This window comes from Aeromonas sp. S9(2024) (assembly GCF_041403185.1).
Taxonomy (GTDB): domain Bacteria; phylum Pseudomonadota; class Gammaproteobacteria; order Enterobacterales; family Aeromonadaceae; genus Aeromonas; species Aeromonas enteropelogenes.
On record NZ_JBGLRE010000004.1, the window covers coordinates 89,342 to 113,061 of the forward strand.

Here is a 23,720-nt window from a genome sequence, read left to right on the forward strand (position 1 = left end):
TTCAACTTACCTCGATATCGGTGATGCGCAGGCTATCGCCCTGCGCGACGCGTAATTTGTATCCGCCACAGTCGGGGCAGGGCTGGCCCCGCTCGGTGAGCTGCACCGTCTTGCTGCAGTCGTAGCACCAGCCTTCGGCCGTCTTGTGCTGAAAATGCAGGCGGGCACCCTCGACGACGGTCCCCTTGGCGGCGGCCTCGAAGCAGAAGGCAATGGTGCTCTGATCGACACAGGAGAAGCTGCCGATCTCGAGCCAGAGGGCGGTGACCTTGTGAAAGCCCCGCTGGGTAGCCTGCTCGGCCGCCAGATCGATGGCGGCCATGGCCAGAGACATTTCGTGCATAGGGATTCCTTAACAGATCCGCGGGAGCAGTTCCCCTTGCGGCAGCTCCAGATAACGGCGGCTGCCCCAGGGGTTGCTCAGGATCACCTTGTGCTGCTCGCTTGCCTGAACCACACCAATCTGGCTGGCGGAGGGGTTGAATTGCTGCAAGATGGCCAAGGCGTCTTGCGCCTGCTCGGCGGGCAGGGCCAGCACCATGGTCCCCTCGTTGGCGAGATCATAGGGTTCGAAGCCGTAGAGCTCGCACAGGCCGCGCACCGGATCGCACACCGGAATGGCGGACTCTTCCAGCTCGATGGCCACCTGGGAGGCGCTGCTCCATTCGTTGAGCACGGCAGCGAGGCCGCCCCGGGTGGCATCGCGCAGGGCGTGGGGGGTGAGACCCGCGTTCAGCAGCGCCTCTACTTGCGGCCAGAGGGTGGTGCAATCGCTTTGCAAATCCGAGCCCAGCTGCAGGGCGTCGCGGGCCATCAGGATGCAGGCGCCGTGGCTGCCGATATCCCGCGACACCAGGATGGCGTCACCGGCCTTGATATTGCGCACCGAGATGCCCCGGCTCTGTTCTGGCAGCGGGAAGCTGCCGACCCCGCTGGTGTTGATGAAGATCTTGTCCGCCGCCCCCTTGGGCACCACCTTGGTGTCGCCGCAGACGATGCGGGCACCGCTCTTGGCAAGCTCCCGGGCCATGGATTCCACGATGCGGGCGAGGTCGGCGTAAGGGAGGCCCTCCTCGATGATAAAGCTGCAACTGAGGTATTCCGGCTTGGCCCCCATCATGGCCAGATCGTTGACCGTGCCGGCGATGGCCAGCTTGCCGATATCGCCCCCTTCAAAGAAGATCGGCGAGACGGTGAAGCTGTCGGTGGTGAAGGCAACGGGGCCCTCCACCGGCAGCAGGGCAGCATCTTCGCCGCGCAGCAGGATCTCGTTGCCAAAGTGGTGGAAGAAGAGCTGGTTGATCAGCTGATTCATTTCCACCCCGCCACCGCCGTGGCTAAGTTGAATTTCTCTCATCGGGGCTGGCTCTCCACAAGATTGCCGAAACAGACGGGTTCATCTCGACCGCTCACACGACCGCTGTGGCTTAACTGACTCTCTCTCATCGTGATTGGATCCCCATATATCGGTAATAGGCATTGCAGGCCCCCTCCGAGCTCACCATGCAACTGCCCATGGGTTGGGTCGGGGTACAGCCACGACCGAAGACCTTGCACTGGCTTGGCTTGGCCAGCCCGCGCAGGATATCGGCGCACTGGCACGCCTTGTGATCATCGATGGGTGTCTGATCAAGCTGGAAATGACGCTCCGCATCACGCCTGGCGAAGTCATCGCGCAGACGCAGGGCGGAGGCGTTGATATCCCCAAGACCGCGCCAGCGAAAGTGCTCGCGGGTCTCGAAATAGCGCTCGACCAGTCGCTGGGCCGCCTGATTGCCGCTGGCGGTGACGGCGCGGCTGTACTGCACCTCCAGGGCGCAGCGTCCCTCCACCTTCTGGCGCACCATCATCAAGAGCGCCTCCATCACATCCACCGGCTCAAAACCGCTCACCACCACCGGCACCCGGTAGCGCTCTACGATGGGCAGATAGATATCGGCGCCTGTGATGACGCTGACATGAGAGGGGCCGATAAAGGCGTTCACGCGGGCCTTGCCGTCGGCCATCACCGCATGAATGGCGGGCGGCACCAGCACATGGTTGATATGAAACAAGAGGTTCTCAATCCCCTCAGCTTCGGCTGCAGCCAGCAAGGCGGCGGTCATGGGGGTGGAGGTCTCGAAACCGATGGCGAAGAAGACCACGGTCTTGTCCGGGTTCTCACGGGCGATGCGCAGGGCATCGAGGGGGTCATAGACGGGGCGGATATCGCTCCCCTTGGCCCGCTGCTGGGCCAAGGAACCCCTGGAGCCCGGTACCCGGATCATGTCCCCCAGGGTCACTAGGATGACGTTGGGCTCGCGGGCCAGCGCCATGGCCTGATCGATGCGCTCCTTGGGCATGATGCAGACCGGGCAGCCGGGGCCGTGAACGAACTCGATGTTAGCCGGCAAGAGCTGGTGCAGGCCGTACTTCATGATGGTGTGGGTATGGCCGCCGCACACCTCCATCACCCGCAGCGGCTCGGGCAGATCTTTTGCGAGTTCAGTAATTTGCGCGGCGAGGGCGCGGATCACCTCGGGCTGACGAAAGCCCTGAAACAGGTCATTCAAGGTCAGCATGGCAGCGTCTCTTGCTCGGGCATCAGGGCTACCATCTGGCGGAAACTCTCGAGGCTCGCCTGCGCCTCTTCTTCATCAATCTTGCTCATCACAAAACCGATGTGGAGCAGCACATAGTCCCCGATCCCGAGGGGCTCATCGAGCAGCATGCAGCTGACCCGGCGTTGTACCCCCAGGGTGTCGACGGTGACACAGTTGTCTTCGGGGTGCAGCTGCACCACCTGGGAGGGAATGGAAAGGCACATATCAGGACTCCGAAATGCAACGGGTGAAGGCAAGGCGACGGGCCCGCGGCACGGCGATGCGGGCCGTGCACGCGTCGGGCTCGCGCTTGTCGTGAAGAGGGGGGTGAACAAGGAAAAGGCGCATCGGGTTTTCGTTCTCGGCTCTCACTCATCAAGGCGGGCGGCGCCTTCGGCAGGGCTGGCAACACCGGTTTGCGCCGCCCTGTGGTGGATGGCAAACCAGAGTTGTCCGGCAGCGATGCCGCCGTCGTTGAGCGGCAGGATCTCGCTGGTCAACACCTCGCGTCCGGCCTCTTCGAGACGGGGAATGAGGGCATCCATCAGCACCCGGTTTTGAAACACGCCGCCGCCAAGTGCCACCGGGTAGCCCGCAAAGCGCTTAGCAAGAGCGACGACAAGCTCGCTGATGGCCCGGATAAAGCCGGCGGCCAGGCTGGCAACCGGGGCGCTCTCCCGGGCCTTGATCAGCGCATCGACCAGGGGCGCCCAGTCGATCAGAAGTGGACCGTCGGGCTGCTCCCTAAGCTTAAAATGGAGTGGCCAGGGCTGCTCGTGCGGCGAAAGCCTTAGCGCCGCCGCCTCCAGCAGGAGGCCTGCTTCCCCCTCGTAATCCGGGGTATCGACAAGGCCGAGCAGCGCCGCGACGGCATCGAACAGCCGACCGATGGAACTGGTATGGGGCGCGTTGCGACCGAGATGCCAGAGCTGGTGCAGGTTGCTGATCCGCTCTATGGGCAGTTTGTTGATCAGCGGAATATCGAGCTGTCTGATCTCCTCGACGCCATACGACTCAAACAGCAGCCCCAGCAGCTGGCGCACCGGCTCGCGGATGGCAGCCTCACCGCCGATCAGCCGAAATGGCTTGAGGTGTGCCACCCGTTCAAATCCCTGCACGTCTGCGATCAGCAACTCGCCACCCCAGAGCGCCCCCTCATCACCAAGGCCGGTGCCATCGAAGGCAAAACCCAACACGGGGCCGGTCAGGTTGTGCTCGGCCATCACCCCTAGCAGGTGGGCATGATGGTGCTGCACCTCAAGGTGAGTGGCGTTGTGTTCGCGGCAATACTCCCTGGCCCACTGGTGGCTGAGATAACCGGGGTGGCGATCCGAGACCAGCAGCTCGGGTACGAGATCGTACAGCCCCTGAAAGGTGGCGAGGGTCTGTTCGAAGTGATCCTGCATCGGCAGGCTGTGCAGATCGCCGATATAGGGGCTGTAGATACGCTGGCGAGCGAAGGCCAGCGCCAGCTGGTTTTTCTGCTGGGCCCCGACCGCCAGCATCGGCACCTTTACCGCCTCCTGCAGGCTGGGGGTGCAGGGGGCATAGCCCCGCGCCAGCCGCAGAGTCTGGCGCCGACCACCCGCCCACTGCACCAGGCTGTCGTCGCAGGGGTGCAGGATGGGGCGGTTGTGATCCAGGATGCCGTCGATCTGATGCCCCAGCTCGCGCACCACCGCCACGCACTCGACAAGGATGGGGCTGCCACGGCCATTGGCGCTGGTGGCCACCAGCGGGATGGCGCAGGCGTCCAGCAGCAGCTGGTGGAGCGGGGTATAGGGGAGCATGACACCGAGATAGGGGATGCCGGGTGCTATCCCCTCGGCCAGCGGCACCGCTGGTTGTTGGGATGGCCGATCATCCTTGGTGCGCTTGCGCAACAGAGTAATGGGCCTGGCCTGGGAGGCGAGCAGGTTCCACTCTTCTTCGCTGCCAGTGACATGCAATTGGGCCTCGGCAAGGGAGCCCATCATCACCGCCAGCGGCTTGCGCTCGCGCAGCTTGAGCCGGCGAAGCCGTGCCACGGCGCCTTCATCGCGGGCATCGCATATCAGGTGATAGCCGCCCATCCCCTTGACTGCAATTAGCGACCCCGTTTGCAGGGCGTGGGCAGCGGCTTGCAGGGCATCCTCGCGCTCGGCCAGGGCATCCCCCGTGCCGGTACGCCAGGTCAGGTGCGGGCCGCACTCGGGGCAGCTTACCGGCTGGGCGTGATAGCGCCGGTCCAGCGGATCTTCGTAGGCTGCCGCGCAGCGCGGGCACATGGCAAAGCCCGCCATGGCGGTATGGGGCCTGTCGTAGGGGAGGCGACGAATGATGGTGTAGCGCGGTCCGCAGTGGGTGCAGTTGGTAAAGGGGTAGTGGTGGTGGCGATCAAGGGGGTTGGTCACATCCCGGGCGCACGCCTCGCACATCCCCTGATCCGGCGAGATGGCGACCGTGGCCGCGCTCTGCTGCTCGCTCGCCTTGATGTGAAACTGGCCGTCGTAGTCGGAATTATGGTCGGGGTCATCGTCAAGGGGCAGCGCCCGCGCGCTGAAGTGATCGATCCGGCTAAGCGGCGGCGCCAACTCCCGCAGTTCGCGGGCAAAAGCGGCCAGCTGCTCGGGCGACCCTTCGGCGCCTATGGTGACGCCATTGGCATCGTTCAGGACATAGCCGGTGAGGCCGTGGCGCAGGGCCAGGCCATAGACGAAGGGGCGAAAACCGACCCCCTGCACGATACCGTCGAGATGAAACTCAAGTCGCTGGCGGGTGGTGGTCTGGATGTCGGGTTGCGCCGTCATGCCGGCACCTCGAGTGCGCGCGCTGGCATGCGCAATACCCGGCGATCGTTCTCTTCCCGGCGCACCCAGCCGTCCATCTCCATGCGAAGGCAAAACGGGATGGCGTATTTGCGCGACAATCCGGTGACTTGTTTGAGTGACGCCATGTCGATCAGATCTCCCACCTGCTGGCCAGCCAGCACGGTTTCTACCATTTGGTTGTAAAGCGCAGCGTCGTAGTAGATGGGTCCTTCCAGCTGCACCAGATACTTGAGTCTGGCCAGATTGCGCAGCTGTTTTTGCAGCGCCCCCTTTTGTTGCAGGCGCTGGCGCAAACTGGCTGGCAGGGAGAGCAGTGGATCCACCGTCACGCCGCCGGGGCCCAGTTTACCGGGCTCATACCCCTCCTTGCCTTGATCTCGCACCAGTTTGAGCACCAACTGTGCCTCTTCTTCCAGATCATCTTCCGACTCGCCGCTGCCCGGCTGCCACTTGTCGTGATGAAGGCGCACAAGCTGCCCGGTTTTGAGTTGCTGCAACAGGGCCTGGATAACCGGCAGGGCAATGCCAAGGCGGGCGGCAAGCTCGGCGGCGCTCAAGGGCTCGCTTGCCAGAGTGCCAAGAAGCTCGTCACGGCGCTGGGCCAGCCAGGTGCGCTCCAGTACCCAGTCGCCCAGTTGCACAAGATGGGCAGGAAGCTCGGTAGCAAGGGTGCCAAAACGGTTTGCTGCCACATAGCCGTTGAGCCCGAGCTCAAGGTTGGCGGAGTGGTAGTTGGTGAGATCATCCGGCAGATTGCCCAGCAGGGCGTGCAGTGCCTTGCGTCTGGCGGGGTGAATATCACCGCACCAGAGGATGCGGCCGCCGTGCAGCAACTCGCTGCTGCCGTGGCGGATGATGGCGAGCGGCTGGCCAAAGAAGCAGGGGATGGGGTCGTTGAAGATAAGCCGCGCCAGCCGGGAATCCTTGATTGGAACGAAACGGGCCCGGCCATGCCAGCTGCCGAGAGCCACTTCCACCTCTTTGTTGTGCAGAGGGGATCGCAGCTCCCGGATGCTGTCGCCGACCTCACTTAGACGCACGATTAAGTGAGTTGCCGCCTCGCACTGGCCATCGGCGCGGGTCAGGCAGTGACCACGGGCCACCTCTTTGTGGGGCACCTTTTTCAATCCCACCGCCACCCGGCAGACGGCGCCGATCTCATCAAGGTTTTGGTGATAGGCCTGCAGGGATCGCACCTGCACCTCGCGGCCGGCAGGCTGGAGCAGGAGCTTCTCCCCCACCTTGAGGCTGCCCTGCTGCAGGGTGCCGGTAAGCACGGTACCGGTGCCGCTGGCGGTAAAGACCCGGTCTACATACAGTCGCGGGGCATCCTGATCGTGAGCCGCGTGCGATGCTGGCAGATCGGCAAGCTGGCGCAGAATGGCGGCGTGCAGGGCGGCCATGTTCGCGCCAGTTTTGGCGCTGACGCTGACGATATCGGGCACCATGCCGCTCTCGTCCATCACCCGCTCCAGCAGGTGCTCTTCCAGCAGCGCCAGTTCATCGGCGCTCACCAGATCGCACTTGTTGATGCAGACAACAAGGCGTGGCACCCCCATGGCCCTGAGCAGGCGCAGGTGTTCGCCGGTCATCGGCATCCACCCCTCGTCGGCGGCGATTACCAGCAGCACCAGATCCAGGCTCCAGAGCCCCGCCACCATGTTGCGGATATAGCGCTCATGACCCGGCACATCGATAACGCCTATGGTGTTGCCCTGGCCGTCGTCAAAATGGGCAAAACCGAGATCCTGAGTCATGCCGATGGCCTGCTCGTGGGCGCGGGCCGTGGTGATGCCGGTGAGGGCCTTGATAAGCTGGGTCTTGCCGTGATCCACGTGGCCGGCGAGGCCGATAACGGCGCGATAGGAGGTCATGGGATCAGGACTCCCGTGGTGCAGGGGTGAGCAGATCGGTCAGCTGGGCAATCAGGGGGGCCATGTCCTCTTCGAGCAGGGTGGCCATATTGAGCAGCACCTTCTGCTGGCGCACGGTGGCAATCACCGGCACCGGGAGTTCCCGCAGGGCATCGAGCAGCTGCTGGGCTGGACGGGGATCCCGGCAGGCCAGCGCAGGGGCGGGGTAGAACTCGTCCGGCAGGGTGCCGCCTCCCACCACCAGCTGGGCGGGCAGGGCGTCAAAACAATCGGGCAGGGCGGCCATCAGCCGATCGGATCGAACCTGCATAGCGGCAGGATCGGCAAGGGTGCGTTGGGCTATCCCTTCGCCAAGGGGAGACTTGTTGAGCTTGTGGATGAGCAGGCGTTCCAGCAGGGAGTGGATGATGCGACTCGGGCGGAAGGTGCGCATCATAGGGTGTTTTTCCAGCCGCTTGATGAGGTCTGCACGGCCGCTGATGATGCCGCACTGGGGCCCGCCCATCAGCTTGTCGCCGGAGTAGCAGACCAGATCCGCCCCCGCCTTGAGGTATTGACGCACCGGGGTTTCATCCGGCGCAAACTCCTCGCAGGTCAAGCCCGAGCCCTGATCCACCGCCAGCACCACATGATCCGGCAGGGCGCGAGCCAGCTCGCCGATATCGGGGGATTCGGTAAAGCCGCGAATGGCGAAATTCGATCTGTGCACCATCAGCACCATGGCCGTCTCATCGGTGATGGCGTCGAGGTAATCCCTGGCCGTCGTGATATTGGTGGTGCCCACCTCCACCAGTTTGGCGCCCGAGAGCGCCAGAATATCGGGGATGCGAAAGCCGCCGCCAATCTGGATCTGCTCGCCACGGGAGACGATCACCTCGCGCCCGCGAGCCACCTCCTGCAACAGCAAAAAGAGGGAGGCGGCGTTGTTGTTGACCACCAGCGAATCCTCGGCCTGGGTGAGGCAGGTGAGCAAAGTGGCGAGCAGCCCCTTGCGCCCGCCGCGCTTGCCGGTAGCGAGCTCCAGTTCCAGATTGTTGTAACCGGTGTTGAGATCGCGCACCTCGTCCCATAGCCCGGCATTCAAGGGGGAGCGTCCCAGATTGGTGTGTATCAGGGTGCCGGTGGCGTTGATCACCCGGGTCTGGCGCCGGCGCACTTGCTGCTGGCAGCGTTTGGCAATGAGTGCCTCGAGGTGGGCGGGGGTCACCCCGTGCTGGCGAAATGCCTCGCTTTGGCGCACTTCGCTCAAAGTATCGCGCACCACCCGGGTCACCAGCGGCCGGCTCAAGCAGGCGATATGGGGGACGAGGAAGGCTTGCTGCAGCAGTTGCTCCACCTGGGGCAGGCGATGGGTCGACTGCTGATGACGTGGTAACGGATCGTCGAAGGCGGCATGAGTCAAAGCATGGTCTAGCATGGGAGTCCCCCGAAGAGTGCGTGGCTGGGATACACACGCTTCACCGATAGGGGAACCAGGCAAGATGGATATATTGACGCAGCCAAATGATTCAGAATATTAATGATGCGACATATTCTGACAAATTAATGGGTGGTCAAATTGAAGCTGCCCGGAATGATATTGGCAAGCGGTGTTGATTCGATTTACCTAATATATGATTTTAATATATGAAAGTGGCGGAAGAGGCAGGAATCGAACCTGCCAGAGCCTTCTCGGCTCACATCGGTTTTGAAGACCGAGGGGGCCACCAGACCCCATCAACTTCCGCGTCGGCCGTCATTCTGGGCCAATCTGTACGTGCTGGCAATGCTTTTCTGGTCGTGGTGAGACAATATTTTGCAAATTTCAGATTGAATTGTTTTATATCAAAAACAGGGCAGTTAGCCCGATGTCATTCATTTAACATCGGGCGTTGATTAAATATTGTGACAGGTGTCTTTTAACACTCCATTAAATATTCAGGCGGTATCCTGCGTCATATTCCACTGGGCCAGTTGATTTATTAACAAACCGCTATCCCGGGCGCAATCAAGATGCTGATGCAAATAATCCATGGCCCCGCTCACCATCCCGGTCATCGGGAAGGAGAACGCCACGATGGCCGGTTGTACCCCGACAAAGATCACCTCGGGGACAAAGGTCTTGAGCTCGTCGATCAGGAAATTGAGCGGCATATTGTGGGTCGAGAAGATAAACATCTCGGCGATGGTCTCGGGGGGGATCACCTGCAGGGTACCCGCCTTCTCGCCGATCTCGGCGGCATCCACCAGCACTACCCGCGCCGGTTGCAGCTCCCGCACCTGATGGACCACATTTTCCGGCGCGATGCCGCCATCGATATGAGTCCAGCCGGGCAGGGGGGCGGCTTGCAGCTTGTCGGCGAGATAGGGGCCGGCACCGTCGTCCCCCATCATGGCATTGCCCACGGTCAACACGAGATTGCAGCCCATCAGCGGCTCCTTACCATCAGGTACATATGGGGGTCGTTAAAGAGGGCGGTGAGCTGATCCATAAAGGTATTGGTCCAGCCCAGCTCCTGCTCATCGAGTAGATTGTCGGCTTTGCGCAGTCGGTCGAAGGCGCAGGCCAGCATATGACAGTGCTCGCGATAGATGGTGATCTCGCCAAAGGTGAGAAACCCCTCCATCTTGCGGCGCGCCTCGCTCCCCTCTGGCAGCTTGGTCACCCAGTCGCGATAACCCGTCAGCGAGCAGACCTGGTCTGCTCGCAGGCAATCGACGATGCCGAGGTGGTGGCCGATGGCGAGGCTGTAGTACATCACCTCTTTGGCCTGCTCCATCTCCTTTGCCGGGGCGGGGGGCACGTCGAACTGCTCGTCGACGAACTTGCGCGAGAGGCGGTAGAAGAAAACCTGGTCAGCCATGCACCGCTTCTCCCTTGCCGGCCGCCCGGTTGAGGCAGGCGTTTGCCAGGTTGTTGACGATCTCCGCCAGGCGCGGATCGTCGTGCTGATCGAGGTAGCTCTGGATACGCAGATCCACATCCTGCTGGGTCGCCCCTTCAAGCAGGGCCATAAACTCGTCGGCGATGATCCGCCCCTGCCGGTAACCGGCCATGCGGCGCGCTTCGCGCTCGATCATTACCCGGATTTCGTTGGGGATGCCGGTGTGGCGCAGCTCGACCCGTTCACCCGGTTGCACCTCGTGGCTGGTGGCTTTGAGTTTTTGCTCAAGCAGACCGAGCGCCACTGCAAAGCCGTAGATGGTAGCCGCCGGTGTCGGAGGGCAGCCGGGGATATAGACATCCACCGGTACTATTTTGTCGGTGCCGCCCCAGACGCAATAGAGATCGTGGAAGATGCCGCCGTCACAGCCGCAGGCGCCGTAGGCGATGCAGATCTTGGGATCGGGCGCCGCCTCGTAGGCGCGCAGGGCTGGCACCCGCATCGCCCGGGTCACCGCGCCGGTAAAGAGCAGGATGTCGGCGTGGCGGGGGGAGGCGACCACCTTGATGCCGAAACGCTCGGCATCAAACAGCGGGGTGATGGTGGCGAAGATCTCGATCTCGCAGGCGTTGCAGCCGCCGCAATCGACCCGGTAGACATAGGCCGAGCGGCGAATGTCCTTGAGCAGGGTCTTCTTGAGTTTAGTGATCTCGGGATCCTGTGCCAGCGGCACGGCGCGGGTATGGGCATGGCCGACAACCGGTTCTATGCCTTTGATCTTGCTCATCACATCCACTCCTGTTGTGCGGCCATCGGTGTGGCTATCGGTGTGATCAGGGCCGAGTCAGGCTGGCTCAGCATGCTCTGTTTTCGTTTGCAGTCGGGGCAGTGGTGCAGTCGCTCTGGCGGCGCCAGCGGCTTGGCATCGCGAGCGAGCGGTGTGCCCGCCTGCTTGAGGGTGTCCTCCACCAGCGCCACCAGTTTGCTCGGGGCAAAGTAGGTGCCGCACAGGGTGCAGGGGGCCAGCGCGAAGCGGGCCTCCTCATAGAGATCCGCCTTGTTGGTCACCGCCAGCTCGAACTCGGGGGAGAGGGCGATGGCGCGGGTCGGGCAGACCTCCTCGCAGCGGCCGCAGAAGATGCAGCGCGCCATGGAGATCTCCCAGCGCCGTTCGCCGGTCTCCATGTCCACTTCCATCACCAGTGCGTTGGCCGGGCAGGCCTTGGTACAGGCGGCGCAGGCGATGCACTGATCCGCCTGATATTTGGGTTTGCCGCGAAAATCCCGGTTCACCTCATAGGGGGCAAAGGGGTACTTGGCGGTCGGGGTGCCAGCCTTGAGGATGGTCTTGAACAGCTTGATCATGATGACCCCTTATTTCAGCGGAGAGTTTTTGCGATCGATGCCGTAGCGCTCGATCTCCTTGTAGGAGACCACGGTGGATTTGCCCTTCCTGGGGTCGACCAGGGTGACCCGGTCGGTACAGGAGTAGCAGGGATCCAGACTGCCGATGATGAGCGGTGCATCCGCCACGGTATTGCCGCGCAGCATGTAGCGCAGGGCGGGCCAGTTGGCGTAGGTGGCGGCGCGGCAGCGCCAGCGGAACAGCTTCTGGTTGTCCCCGGTCATGCTCCAGTGAACGTTCTCGCCGCGGGGCGCTTCGGTAAAGCCCAGCGCAAACTTGCCCGGCTGGTAGGTGAAGCCTTCGGTGAGCAGTGGCCCCTCCGGCAGGTGCTCAAGACCAAACTCAATCATGTCGAGGGAGTCGTAGAGCTCGTGGATGCGTACCAGCACCCGGGATTGCACGTCGCAACCCGCCTTGGTCTGGATCTCCATCGGCAGCTCGCGGTAGCCGGCAAAGTCGTGGACCCGGCGCACGTCGCGCTTGAAGCCGCTCGCCCGCACCATGGGGCCGACGCAGCTGAAATCACGGGCAATTTGCGGGTCGAGCTTGCCGATACCGATGAGGCGGGAGGAGATGTTGGCGGTATCCAGCAGCATGGCCACCAGGGGTTTGAGCTCATCACGCAGCTCCCGTACCAGCTGGGCACCCTTGATGCGATCTTCCTTGAAGATGTCGCGGCGTACCCCGCCAATCAGGTTGAGACCATAGGTCTTGCGCGCGCCGGTCAGCAGCTCGGCCAGGGTCATGGATTTCTCCCGCACCCGGAAGAACTGCATAAAGCCGGTGTCGAAACCGGTGAAGTGGCTCGACAGGCCGATGTTGAGGATATGGCTGTGCAGGCGCTCCACCTCCAGCAGCACGGCGCGGATCATCTTGGCCCGCTCCGGTACCGGAATACCCATGGCGTTCTCCACCGAGGTGGTGTAGGCGACGCTGTGGGTAAAGCCGCAGATGCCGCAGACTCGGTCGGTCAGGAAGGCCACTTCGTTGTAGCCCATCCGGGTTTCCGCTAGCTTCTCCATGCCGCGATGGACATAGAAGAGGCGGTAGTCGGCATCGATGATGTCTTCGCCATCGACGAACAGACGAAAGTGCCCCGGTTCGTCCGAGGTGATGTGCAGCGGGCCGACCGGCACGATGCGGTTGGCATCACTGCCGAGCTCATTGACGAAGGGGTAGGTCTCGGTGTCGGTGGTGGGCATCGGGCGCTGGCGATAATCCATGGCGTCCTTGCGCAGCGGGTGGATATCCTCCGGCCAGTCATCCGGCAGTACCAGACGGCGTTCGTCCGGCAGGCCGATGGCGCGCAGGCCGTACATGTCGCGGATCTCCCGCTCGCCCCACACCGCCGCCGGAATGGTCGGGGTGATGGAGGGGTACTCCTGGGTATCGGCATCCACCAGCACCCGGACTGTGATCCAGCACTTGGTGTCGCCCTCCATGGAGAAGACGTGGTAGACGGCGAAGTGGCCGTTGAGGCTGCGCTCGTCATTGGCAAAGGAGAGCGGAAGCCAGCCCCCCAGCTGATGGAAGATCAGGCTGGCCGTTTCGACCAGACTGGTGGGCTTGACGGTGATGGTGGCCTGATCGGCGGTTTGCCACTCCTCGTCGACGATGGCGTGGGGTAGTTGTGCTCGCACCTGCTGGATGTAGTCGCAGCCGATGCGATCCGAAATGGCGATGGTCATGCAGTTCTCACTTTAATGTTCGGGAATGAGCATTCGAAAATGATGAAATCGGAAAAAGTTGCTGTGCTGGCGGGCATGATTCAGACCCCGACCAGATAGGCGAGCAGCGCCAGCAGGGCCAGCCCCAACCCGTAGCGGGTGAGCTTGTGGGTGCGCACGAACTGGGTACGGGCCATGGCGTTTTCGATGATGCCGGCAAGCCCAAAGGCCACCAGCAGCTTGCAGGCGAGGATCAGCGCAGCGCCGATGAGCGCGGGCAGACTCCAGTTGGCCGCCTTGCCGAAGGGCAGGAAAATGACCAGAAAGAGCTGCACCACCACCAGCTGCTTGAGGCCGATGGAGAGCTTGAGCAGGGCGAGGCCCGCACCGGAGTACTCGGTGAGCGGCCCCTCTTGCAGCTCCTGCTCGGCTTCGGCGCAGTCAAAGGGCAGTTTGCCCATCTCGACAAACACCGCGAAGGCGCAGGCGGCGCCAGCCAGCAGGGTAGCGATGGGCGCGGCCAGCGGCTGGGTCGCCACATAACTGCTGATATTGCCCAGATCCGAGCTGCCCACCATCATCGCCATGATGAAGCAGGCGAGCACCAGAATGGGCTCCACCAGAATGCCGAGAGTCAGCTCGCGGCGGGCACCGATCCCTGCAAACATGCTGCCGCTGTCGAGCCCGGAGAGGGAGAAGAAGAAACGGAAGATGGCGAACAGATAGATGTCGGTGATGAGATCCCCGGCGATAGGGAAGGGGGACTCGTGAGTCAGGGTCGGCAGCGCCATCGCTACCAGCAGCAAGGCGGCGATGAGCAGTGTAGGCATCAGGTTGAAGATGATGCCTGCAGGCTCGGGGGTCACCTCCTGACGGCGCAGGAGCTTGGCGATATCCCGGTAATCCTGCAGCAGACCCGGCCCCTGACGGGAGTGCATCTTGGCCCGCAGCACCCGGTTGAAACCGGTGGCGAGCGGCGCCAGCGCCAGCATGGCGATGGCCTGGGTCAGGGCGAGGGCGACCATGCCCCAGCTCGGCATTTCAAGAACAGGCATATCAGACTCCTACAGCCATCAGGATAAAGAGCGCCAGCACAACACCATTTATTAAAGAGAGCAGCAGCCAGCCGGTCGTCCCGCTGGCATCGCTCACCCCGTGCAGGGCGCTGGCCAGATCGAGCTGCGGCTGTTTGCGATAGAGCGGTGCGCAGAGTTGGCGCAAGGTGTGGGTGACACCACCGGAGGTGAGGCTCATGCGCTCCTCATAGGCGTAACCACAGGCCCACGGGGTGCCGGCGTGACGACGACCGAGCTTGGGCCCCTTGAAGATGGCCAGTACCAGCAACGGGATGAGGAACAGACCCAGCAGGGTGATGGCGATAACGGGCGGGGAGAGGATCGCCTGGCTGCTATCCAGCGGCAGCAGGGTGGCGCCGGTGGCGATACTCATCTGGCTGGCAACCAAGGCTTGGCCATAGCTGGCGATATGGGGGGCAATCCAGGGGGCGCCCAGACCCAGCACCAGACAGACCGCGGCCAGCAGCAGGGTGCCTGCCACCATGGCGCCCGGCACTTCGCGGGCGTGGCTCGCTTTCTCGCTGCGCGGGGCGCCGCAGAAGCAGATGCCATACACCTTGACGAAACACATCACCGCCATGGCGCCGGTTACCGCCAGCATCACCACCGCCAGCGGCGCGACGACAGAGGTGCCGAGTTTGGTCATGGAAAGGAGCGACTGATAGATAAACCACTCGCTGACAAAGCCGTTGAGCGGCGGCAGCGCCGAGATGGCCATGGCACCGATGAGGAACGCCAGCGCGGTCCAGGGCATCAGCTTGGCCAGCCCCCCCATCTTGTCCATGTCGCGGGTGTGCAGGCGGAACATCACAGAGCCGGTGCCCATAAAGAGCAGGCTCTTGAAGATGGCGTGGTTGAGCAGGTGATAGAGGGCGCCAAGCAGCCCCAGCACCACCAGCGCCGGCTGCTGGTTGGCGATGCCGATCATGCCGATCCCCATCCCCATCAGGATGATGCCGATGTTCTCCACCGTGTGGTAGGCGAGCAGCCGCTTGAGATCGTGCTCGGCCAGCGCGAACAGCACCCCGAGCACTGCCGAGCAGGCACCGAAGATCAGCACCACATAGCCCCACCAGAGCTGGCTGGCGCCGAGAAAATCGATGCTGACCCGCAAGATGCCAAAGAGACCCAGCTTCACCATCACGCCGGACATCAGCGCCGAGATATGGGAGGGGGCGACGGGCTCGGTCACCGGCAGCCAGCCGTGCAGCGGCACGAAACCGGCGCGCAGACCAAAGCCGCAGAAGCTGAGCAGGAACACCAGCGAGGCGAGCGTTCCCGCCAGGTGCTGTTCGCGCAGCGCAGCGAACTCCAGCGAACCGCTTTCGCGGCAGAGCAGCCAGAAGGCGACCAATACCAGCGCCATGCCGATATGATTCATCACCAAGTAAAGCCGGCTCTGTTTGGCGGCTTCCGGGTTGGTCTTGACCAGCCAGTAGGTGGTGAGGGTCACCAGCTCGTAGCAGAGCAAGAAACCGAGTGCGTTGTCGGCCAGCACCATGCCCACCATGGCAAAGAGGAAGAGGTTCATCAGCGCGCCGATGGCCACATCCCCCTTGCCCTGATATTCGCGGATATAGGCAAAGGAGTAGAGGGCGACGGCGACGCCGACTGTGCTGATCACCAGCAGCATCAGCGCGGCCAGCATGTCGAGGTGCACCGAGCCCAGCAGCCAGAGTTGGCCGTCGACGGGGGTGCCTTGAGCAAAGATCTGGATGGCGGCGACCAGGCCCGCGAGCGAGCCCAACAGGGCAAAGCCGCTGTTGAGACGGTTGGCCAGTGCGGGAAGCTTTTGCAGCAGCAAACTGGCGGCAGCGCCCAGCAAAAAGAGCAGGAGTGTGGCCATAACAAGGGGGGACAACATCAGCGAACTCCCTCTGTGGTGGATAAATCGGATGCAGGGATCGCCGTGGCAGGCGCCGAGAAGGCAGAGGCCCCTTGCGGGTTGGTGTCGGCCGCTTGCTGGCGACGGATACGGGCGGCGCGTTCGGTGTCACCGTCATTGACCAGCTTCAGCGCCTGGGAGGGGCAGGCACCGACACAGGCCGGGCCATCGGCGCGAAATTCGCACAGGTCGCACTTGACCGCGATGCTGCGCACGCCCGGCTCCCAGCTCAGCAGATCCTCGCCAAAGCAGCGCAGGCCCGCGGAGGTGGAGGGGTTGCTGGAGCGGATGGAGCAGGGGATATAGGTGTCGTAACTGGTGGCCACGGCCACCGGACGGCTGCCGCCGCTCTGGATGGCGCCAAAGGGGCAGGCCACTGCGCAGAGGTTGCAGCCGATGCAGAGCGACTCGTTGAGTTGCACGCAATCGCCGGTCTGGCGAATTGCCTCGACCGGGCACACCTTGCTGCAGGGGGCATCGTCACAGTGACGGCACTGAATCGGCATGGTCGCCTGCTCGTGTCGCATAACGGTTAAACGGGGGGCTTGTTGCAAACCTTGCGCCTTGTGTACCTCGCTACAGGCAGCCATACAGGTGCCACAGCCGATACAAAGCTTGGGGTCAGCGATAACGAAGCGGTTCATAGCCTACCTTGTCGTGTCGCGAAGGAATGGAGTAGGCGCTGGATGGCAAAATGCGGGCCAATATGGATTTGGCATGAACTATTACTATAAGTTTATGTTTTTAAATGAATTTATTTTTTAGATAGGAGCGCAGCAAGAAGGTTGGTAGATGTCGAACTGTGACGTTCGTCACTAGTGACGAAGGGAAAGAGCCGTGATCGACACAGGGCGTCTCAATAGGAAGGGTCTGCGCGTGGGACTGATAGCGAAACGGGAGATAAGGGTAGGGTGCAATGAACGAAGTGAATTGCACCCTTTCTCAAAAGTTCTTCAAGCGGTGCAATGCGCTGCGCTTATTGCACCCTACGGTATTATGCTTTTAATGGATAATCATGAGATTTAAAAACGTTTGTTTCCACTACTCGTTCTACACTATCAAACGATGACTCCCCCATTTTTAAAGCTTCAACAAGATCGAAGTAACTAGGCTTTATGACAAGCCTATTCCAAGCACTCAATAAGTATTCTCTAAACGCTACAGTTCTATTATACCGATCTTCAATGTTGAATGATTCGCATGCTGCACGCATGTTATTTACTATTTCAGGATTGAATATAGGTGTATCAAACAGCATTGCATCTAAATATGCAAAGTCACTTATCCAACGTTTAAGATGATATTGCCCTGTTGATGTAATTCTAAACTTTGCGGGCATTTCACCAATCAAGCCTGTTTCATCTTCATCAAATGTGAAACGTTGTGATGTTTCAATTAGTTTTTTGTTCGTCGCTCTTCTTAAAGCGTGTTCTGTTTGTGTTGGTATGTACCCAGTAGCTTGCATTTCTGAAATTATTTCTCTTGTGTTACAAAAGCCATCGCGGTCTTGTAGCTCACTTTTATCTGATAAAATGGCAAGAATAAATGGGACAAGGAAATGCTCAGACTCATCGGCTATTGATATATCAAAAATGTTCATTGCTAAAGAGGTGTTGGGATCAAAATGAGAAAATTCACCTAATAGAGCTTGTTTTGAAAACTCATGTACAGGAATGATATATCTACCCTCTTTCTCATATGTTCTAATGATTTTTTCTGCTTCCACATTAGGACTTCCAATAAACCCAGTTATGAAAGTAAGGGCTTGTCTTACATTTCCCCCCGTGATGTTTTCTATAAATTCACCAAGTGACCTGTTTCTTCTCAATGATTCGAGTAAAATTTTTATGAAAATGGATAAATTGTCGATATTAATTCTTACGAACTCAGCTTTTTCCAATGGAATTTTACCTTCGGACATTTCAAGGGCAAATTGAAGCCTTTTATCTAAAACTTGATCAATTCTTGGTGGGGAAATAGTAAATACTTTATGAGGATAAGCTGTTAGCGCTCCTGAGGATTTTGATTTAAAGAAAGTTTGTGGTCTCACAGATATGAAGACCAGTGAACACCACTCTTTAGCCAACTCTTGAGAAATGACAAAGGCTTGTTGTTGTGTGTCAAAGTCCCTTTGGTCTGCATTATCTATACAAATGATTACTTGCTTTTTACTTTGCTTGGATAAATGTGCAATAGAGTTTTTTAAATGCTCATCTTTATTATCTATTTTTGCTGATAGCATTTCTAATTGCTTTTCTTCATATTTTTCTCTATTTGTATCTCGGAGTCCACCCCAAATGCCGCTAGCAAATCTCTGTATGTCTCTTGAGTAGACGCCTCTTACAAACTTTAATTCTGAAGTGTCGGTTTTATATTTGCAAAGCAATTGCTCTTCAATTTCATTTAAAATAAATTGCTGAAGGTTTTTAGCTAACGTGGCTTTTGCACCTAAATCAATATAAATGTATATAGCTTCATTGAATTCTTTAAAAGCACTAGAGTAAATAAGATTTTTTACAAAAGATGTTTTGCCAACGCCCACATCACCGATCAGTACAATTGGTCTTTTGGATAGAGCTTCTGCCATTATGCTAGGGTCTAATCCATGTTCTTTTTTGTCTGGCTTTACGGAAGTGATTTTAGGTGAGGTTTCATTATCGCTAAATAAAGCAGCATAACGAGCTTGGATCATTTCTTTGCTTAATAGCGCATATTTTGAAAGTGCACCACTCTCGCAGTAACATTTTTTATAAAAAATCTCCTCGGTTTCTGTGCTTTCTAGAGCATCTTGGATTATCAACTCTGATATTTGACGTAGTGATGTTTGAATTTCACTTGCATATCTCACCTTGGGATACATGGTGAGATATGATGAGAGCTTATTAGGTATTCCTTTCACATCAGAAGCTAAATATTTTATTAAGCGGTGCTCTTTAACTCCAAAATATGACAGCATATTCCATGCTAGAGTAAAATTATCAAGCATATTAGATAGACTATCAAAAACTAGTGCTTTTCCATCAAGAGGAGAACAACCATTTTGATTGCTTGCTATGAAAGAAATATATTGGTGCCCATTCGTAGCAACAGCAATCGGTGTTCCTCGAGAAGCACAGTAATGTTGAACCTGCTTAATTGCATTACTTAAATCTCCTTGAGGCTTTAATAATGATGGTAGGTCAATAATATTTTTCGTTGATAATCCAGCAGGGACTTCAAACGTTCGGCCCTCTCGTTTTGCTTCAATAATTACTTGCCTTGGAGATCCTAGTTCATAGTCTGTAAACGTATTTTGTTCATAGTCTTCAACTTCAATTTGCTCATCTGGCCATGCAAAAACATCTGTAATTATCTTGTTTATAATATGATGTCTTGTTTGTGCCTCATTTCTTATTTTTTCAATATCTGAGTTTTCTTCAATTAGCTTTATTAAAGATTGCTCACATTCATGCATTGTTTTCATTATATATCCCTGCATCTTCTAATACTGCAACCTAGATTTTTATATTTAGTTTGCGGTATTGAACTTATGTTGACTGAACTCGTGATTCCCTGAGGTGTCCCTTCGGAACCAGTCTCCAAGTGGCACATAGTAACCTGACAGGTGAGAAACTGAAGGAGCAGGAACTGAAAACCCGCGCTGGCTCAATAAATTTATCAATATGCGCTGGTTTATTATTCGACTTGGCTTGATGCAGCTGGACTGGGGCGATAGTAAAACCAAACAACTAGCGGCCTCGGCATCCTTTCTGCTGGTGTTGTTTATTCCTCCGTTCATCACGCGGGCAGGGGTTAGTCAGCCGGTGTCGAGCTCGTCACTTTTGTCGTGTCGATCACACTTCCCACCCCGTCGTCACCCTCGTCAGTAGTGGCATTCAGCACGCTTATCTTTCTGATTATTCCTTTATTTTCAGTTTCTTGTGATTTTTTATCGCACCCTTGGCCCGTGTTGGCCTGATAAATGCCTAGTGGGGGGCTGGCCGCATTTTGCCTGCCTGGTGGGTGAGGGCGGTCGGGTGTAACGAACCATTTAGGATCCCTCTCTATGAACAGCTTCGTGATTGCCGATCCCGGTCTCTGTATTGGGTGTCGTACCTGTGAGGTGGCGTGCGCCGTTTCACACCAGTCAGGGTCTTGCAGCGGGACCCTTGCGCGGGAGGGCGGCCTGCATCTTGCCATCGAGGATGGACATCTGGTCTCGAAAGACAACTACTTTCAGCCGCGCCTCAAAGTCATCGTGGGCAGCAAGGTGACCACGCCGGTGCTCTGCCGCCAGTGTGAAGACAAGCCCTGTGCCCAGGCCTGCCCGAACAACGCCATCGTGACCGAGGATGGCTGCGTCAAGGTGCTGCAAGCGCGCTGCATCGGCTGCAAGTCCTGCGTGGTGGCCTGTCCTTACGGCGCCATGGCGGTGGTGGTGAAAGAGGTGGCCCCCGCAGCCGATTCGCTCTTCAAGCGGCCGCAGACCAAGGCACAGGCGCTCAAGTGCGATCTCTGCCAGCACCGCGAGGCGGGCCCGGCCTGTGTCGAGGTGTGCCCGACCCAGGCGCTGCGGCTGGTTACGCCGGCGCATCTTGACACCCTGAACCGGCAGAAGCAGCTGGCCAGTGCCGAGGCCCTGCTGGCAGGCCATATCCCGGCGCAGGTCTGAGCGGGCTTTATCGAACATTTTTCGTTAATAAAAGAGTGTGAGTCATGAAAAAAGTCATTACCGTGTGCCCCTATTGCGGCACCGGTTGCAAAATCAACCTGCTGGTTGAAAACGACAAGGTGGTGGGTGCCGAAGGCGCCAACGGCCGAACCAACGAGGGGCAACTCTGCCTCAAGGGCTATTACGGTTGGGATTTCTTGAACGACACCAACCTGCTGACCCCCCGTCTCAAGAGCCCGATGATCCGCCGCGAGCGCGGTGGCAAGCTCGAAGCCGTCTCCTGGGATGAAGCGATCGAGTTCGCCAGCAGCCGCCTCTCTGCCATCAAGGCGAAATATGGCCCGGACGCCATCATGACCACAGGCTCTGCCCGTGGCCCCGGCAATGAAGCCAACTATGTGATGCAGAAATTTGCCCGCGCAGTGCTTGGGACGAACAACGTCGATCACTGCGCGAGGGTGTGACACGCACCCTCAGTCTCCGGTCTGGAGACAACTGTAGGTAACGGCGCCATGAGCAACGCCATTCCCGAAATTCAAGAGACCCAATGCCTGCTGGTGTTTGGTTACAATGCTGCTGACTCTCACCCCATCGTCGCCCGCCATATCCTCAAGGCGAAGGCAAACGGGGCCAAGGTGATTGTGTGTGATCCCCGCATGGTGGAGACCGCCCGCATCGCCGATCAGTGGCTGCCGCTCAAAAACGGTTCCAACATGGCGCTGGTCAACGCCTTCGCCAACGTGTTGATTAACGAAGGGCTCTACAACAAAGAGTTCGTCGCCAACTACACCGAAGGGTTCGACACCTTCAAGGCCACGGTGGCCAAGTACACCCCGGAATACGTGGAGGGGATCACCGGCCTCAAGGCAGCGGATATCCGCGCCGCCATTCGCACCTATGCCGCATCGCCTGCTTCCATGATCCTGTGGGGCATGGGAGTGACCCAGTACGGTCAGGCGGTGGACGTGGTCAAGGGGCTCGCGGGTATTGCGCTGCTGACTGGCAACTTCGGTCGCCGTGGCACCGGCTGCGGGCCGGTACGCGGTCAGAACAACGTGCAGGGCACCTGTGACATGGGGATGCTGCCGCACCAGTTCCCGGGTTATCAGTCGGTGAGCGATCCCGAGATCAGCGCCAAGTTCGCCAGGGCGTGGGGGGTTGATGCGCTCTCCCAGAAGCCCGGCTATCGCCTGACGGAGCTGGGCCACAAGGTGGAGGAGGGCAAGTGCAAGGCCTTCTACATCTTTGGGGAAGACCCGGCCCAGACCGAGGCAGATCTCGGTCAGTTCCGCCGTACCCTGGCGGGGATGGAGCTGGTGATCGTGCAGGATATCTTCATGACCCAGACCGCCGAGATGGCGGACGTCATTCTGCCCGCCACCAGTTGGGGCGAGCACGAGGGGGTCTACAGCTCGGCGGATCGCGGCTTCCAGCGCTTCTACAAGGCGGTGACGCCGCCGGACAACGTGAAGCCGGACTGGGCGATCTTCTCGCTGATGGCCACCGCCATGGGGTATCCCATGGAGTATCGCGACACCGAGCAGATCTGGGATGAGCTGCGCGGACTCTGCCCGCTCTACGCCGGGGTCAGCTACGACAAGATGGCGGATCTCAAGTGTGTGCAGTGGCCCTGCCCAACCGAGGATCACCCGGGTACCAGCACCCTGTTCGAGGGCAATGTGTTCAGCACCCCGAGCGGCAAGGGTCAGCTGATTGCCGCCGAGTGGCGCGCGCCGCGGGAGCAGCCCTGCGCCGAGTACCCGTTGGTGCTCTCCACCGTGCGCGAAGTCGGCCACTACTCCTGCCGCTCCATGACCGGCAACTGCTCGGCGCTGCAGACCCTGGCCGACGAGCCCGGCTATGTGCAGATCCACCCGAGCGATGCCCAAAAACTCGGGGTCAAGGATCAGGCGCTGGTCTGGATCTCGTCGCGCCGCGGCAAGGTGATCACCCGGGCCAACTACAACGACCGGGTCAACGCCGGGGTGGTCTACATGACCTACCAGTGGTGGATCGGGGCCTGCAACGAGCTCACCATCGAGCACGTGGACCCCGTCTCCTACACCCCTGAGTACAAATACTGCGCGGTAAAAATTGAGCGCATCGCGGATCAGGCCGAGGCAGAAGTCTACGTCCAGACCGAGTACAGCGCGCTCAAGGCAAAATTGCGCAGCGCCGCCAAAGGGTAATTGGCAACCACTCTCTTTGGGGAGATAAAAAATAAGGGACCGACTCATCTTGTGAGTCGGTCACCCTTGTCTTGGTTCAATTTCGATATGGGTGAGATCATGCAACATGATATCAACCGGTTATTCGGTATCTTTTATATTTGTGGCTATTTCGTCGCAATATTGCTGGGTATTGGCTGTTATATCTGGCAAGACGAGATGATATTTCTGTTGGGCTTTGGTTTTTTCGGCTGTTTCATGGCGGCGCGGCTGGCCATGCACGGGGTATTTTCCGCGCTGAGTACCACCATCGCCTGGCTGATCGCCTTCGTCTCGACCACCTTGATCAACGCCCTGTTGTTGGGGCTGATCACTTTGCTGGTCTACCTCACTCATCGGACGGTGGCGCAGGAGCTGGCCGACAACGCCAGCTGGCTGCTGATGGCCTTTCAGGGCTGTTCGGCGCTCTTTATCCTGGGTGGGCTGAAAAGTGGACATCTGCAGTGGCAGCAGGGCCAGGGTGATCAGTGCCAGTGAGCCAGATTGCTCAGCGTCAAATAATTCGGGCGGCACTCTTGAATTAATTATTAGTTATTTAATCGCGAGCTTGATTAAATGTGCACAAATGCGCGAGAAAATATTCAGCCTGATTTGTAATGAACCCGCCGCTTCATTATGATGGCACGCCAGCTTTGAATATATCGACGCTGACGATGTTATCTTTTGTTATTGTTCGTT

19 protein-coding genes and 1 tRNA gene are annotated in these 23,720 nt (G+C 58.9%); 3 read left to right on the forward strand and 17 right to left on the reverse strand.

The annotated features are described in order from the left end of the window. Position 1: 1 nt before the first annotated feature. The 17 genes from hypA to ACB028_RS08865 form a co-directional block, all read right to left on the reverse strand. The gene (gene hypA / locus ACB028_RS08785) at positions 2 to 343 is read right to left on the reverse strand and encodes a hydrogenase maturation nickel metallochaperone HypA (RefSeq protein WP_026458218.1); all 342 of its coding nucleotides are present in this window, start codon (positions 341 to 343) and stop codon (positions 2 to 4) included. Between the two features lie 9 nt (positions 344 to 352). Beyond that, positions 353 to 1,357, reverse strand: coding sequence for a hydrogenase expression/formation protein HypE (gene hypE / locus ACB028_RS08790; protein ID WP_371144063.1), 1,005 nt, complete (start codon positions 1,355 to 1,357; stop codon positions 353 to 355). An 85-nt stretch (positions 1,358 to 1,442) separates the two neighbouring features. Beyond that, positions 1,443 to 2,561 carry a hydrogenase formation protein HypD gene (gene hypD, locus ACB028_RS08795; RefSeq protein WP_371144064.1) on the reverse strand — a complete coding sequence of 373 codons (1,119 nt, stop codon included), beginning with the start codon at positions 2,559 to 2,561 and terminating at the stop codon, positions 1,443 to 1,445. Beyond that, on the reverse strand, positions 2,555 to 2,806 hold the full coding sequence (locus ACB028_RS08800; RefSeq protein ID WP_026458475.1) for a HypC/HybG/HupF family hydrogenase formation chaperone: 252 nt from the start codon (positions 2,804 to 2,806) through the stop codon (positions 2,555 to 2,557). The genes hypD and ACB028_RS08800 overlap by 7 nt, the downstream gene beginning before the upstream one ends. Positions 2,807 to 2,950: 144 nt before the next feature. Next, the gene (gene hypF, locus ACB028_RS08805; protein WP_371144065.1) at positions 2,951 to 5,371 is read right to left on the reverse strand and encodes a carbamoyltransferase HypF; all 2,421 of its coding nucleotides are present in this window, start codon (positions 5,369 to 5,371) and stop codon (positions 2,951 to 2,953) included. Continuing rightward, the gene (gene selB / locus ACB028_RS08810) at positions 5,368 to 7,266 is read right to left on the reverse strand and encodes a selenocysteine-specific translation elongation factor (RefSeq protein WP_371144066.1); all 1,899 of its coding nucleotides are present in this window, start codon (positions 7,264 to 7,266) and stop codon (positions 5,368 to 5,370) included. Before selB ends, hypF begins: the two co-directional genes overlap by 4 nt. 4 nt (positions 7,267 to 7,270) lie before the next feature. After that, complete coding sequence (gene selA / locus ACB028_RS08815; RefSeq protein ID WP_371144067.1) at positions 7,271 to 8,683, reverse strand: L-seryl-tRNA(Sec) selenium transferase; 1,413 nt, start codon at positions 8,681 to 8,683, stop codon at positions 7,271 to 7,273. Between the two features lie 216 nt (positions 8,684 to 8,899). After that, a tRNA-Sec gene (locus tag ACB028_RS08820) sits at positions 8,900 to 8,991 on the reverse strand. Positions 8,992 to 9,183: 192 nt separating this feature from the next. Next, positions 9,184 to 9,675: a hydrogenase maturation peptidase HycI gene (hycI, locus tag ACB028_RS08825; protein ID WP_371144068.1), complete on the reverse strand. Its 492-nt coding sequence runs from the start codon at positions 9,673 to 9,675 to the stop codon at positions 9,184 to 9,186. Further along, positions 9,675 to 10,109, reverse strand: a complete 435-nt coding sequence (locus tag ACB028_RS08830; RefSeq protein ID WP_371144069.1) for a formate hydrogenlyase maturation HycH family protein — start codon at positions 10,107 to 10,109, stop codon at positions 9,675 to 9,677. The genes hycI and ACB028_RS08830 overlap by 1 nt, the downstream gene beginning before the upstream one ends. Continuing rightward, positions 10,102 to 10,917 carry an NADH-quinone oxidoreductase subunit B family protein gene (locus tag ACB028_RS08835; RefSeq protein ID WP_005301886.1) on the reverse strand — a complete coding sequence of 272 codons (816 nt, stop codon included), beginning with the start codon at positions 10,915 to 10,917 and terminating at the stop codon, positions 10,102 to 10,104. The genes ACB028_RS08830 and ACB028_RS08835 overlap by 8 nt, the downstream gene beginning before the upstream one ends. Continuing rightward, on the reverse strand, positions 10,917 to 11,495 hold the full coding sequence (locus ACB028_RS08840; RefSeq protein WP_371144070.1) for a formate hydrogenlyase complex iron-sulfur subunit: 579 nt from the start codon (positions 11,493 to 11,495) through the stop codon (positions 10,917 to 10,919). The genes ACB028_RS08835 and ACB028_RS08840 overlap by 1 nt, the downstream gene beginning before the upstream one ends. Positions 11,496 to 11,504: 9 nt before the next feature. Next, positions 11,505 to 13,223, reverse strand: a complete 1,719-nt coding sequence (locus tag ACB028_RS08845; RefSeq protein WP_102988593.1) for an NADH-quinone oxidoreductase subunit C — start codon at positions 13,221 to 13,223, stop codon at positions 11,505 to 11,507. Positions 13,224 to 13,303: 80 nt separating this feature from the next. Next, positions 13,304 to 14,257: a respiratory chain complex I subunit 1 family protein gene (locus ACB028_RS08850; RefSeq protein ID WP_371144071.1), complete on the reverse strand. Its 954-nt coding sequence runs from the start codon at positions 14,255 to 14,257 to the stop codon at positions 13,304 to 13,306. A gap of 1 nt (position 14,258) precedes the next feature. Continuing rightward, positions 14,259 to 16,142: a hydrogenase 4 subunit B gene (hyfB, locus tag ACB028_RS08855; protein ID WP_371144072.1), complete on the reverse strand. Its 1,884-nt coding sequence runs from the start codon at positions 16,140 to 16,142 to the stop codon at positions 14,259 to 14,261. Next, entirely contained in the window at positions 16,142 to 16,807 is a 666-nt protein-coding gene (locus ACB028_RS08860; protein ID WP_371144073.1) for a 4Fe-4S dicluster domain-containing protein, read from the reverse strand. The genes hyfB and ACB028_RS08860 overlap by 1 nt, the downstream gene beginning before the upstream one ends. A 350-nt stretch (positions 16,808 to 17,157) precedes the next feature. Further along, positions 17,158 to 19,626 carry a hypothetical protein gene (locus tag ACB028_RS08865; RefSeq protein WP_371144074.1) on the reverse strand — a complete coding sequence of 823 codons (2,469 nt, stop codon included), beginning with the start codon at positions 19,624 to 19,626 and terminating at the stop codon, positions 17,158 to 17,160. A gap of 582 nt (positions 19,627 to 20,208) precedes the next feature. Between ACB028_RS08865 and ACB028_RS08870 the strand changes: the two genes are divergently transcribed. The 3 genes from ACB028_RS08870 (at position 20,209) to ACB028_RS08880 (ending at position 23,519) form a co-directional block, all read left to right on the forward strand. Beyond that, positions 20,209 to 20,814: a 4Fe-4S binding protein gene (locus ACB028_RS08870; RefSeq protein ID WP_371144075.1), complete on the forward strand. Its 606-nt coding sequence runs from the start codon at positions 20,209 to 20,211 to the stop codon at positions 20,812 to 20,814. 44 nt (positions 20,815 to 20,858) lie between these two features. Then, a complete protein-coding gene (gene fdhF, locus ACB028_RS08875; RefSeq protein WP_371144076.1) occupies positions 20,859 to 23,003 on the forward strand; it encodes a formate dehydrogenase subunit alpha in 2,145 nt (714 codons plus the stop codon). Between the two features lie 198 nt (positions 23,004 to 23,201). Next, the gene (locus ACB028_RS08880; RefSeq protein WP_371144077.1) at positions 23,202 to 23,519 is read left to right on the forward strand and encodes a hypothetical protein; all 318 of its coding nucleotides are present in this window, start codon (positions 23,202 to 23,204) and stop codon (positions 23,517 to 23,519) included. Positions 23,520 to 23,720 lie beyond the last annotated feature (201 nt).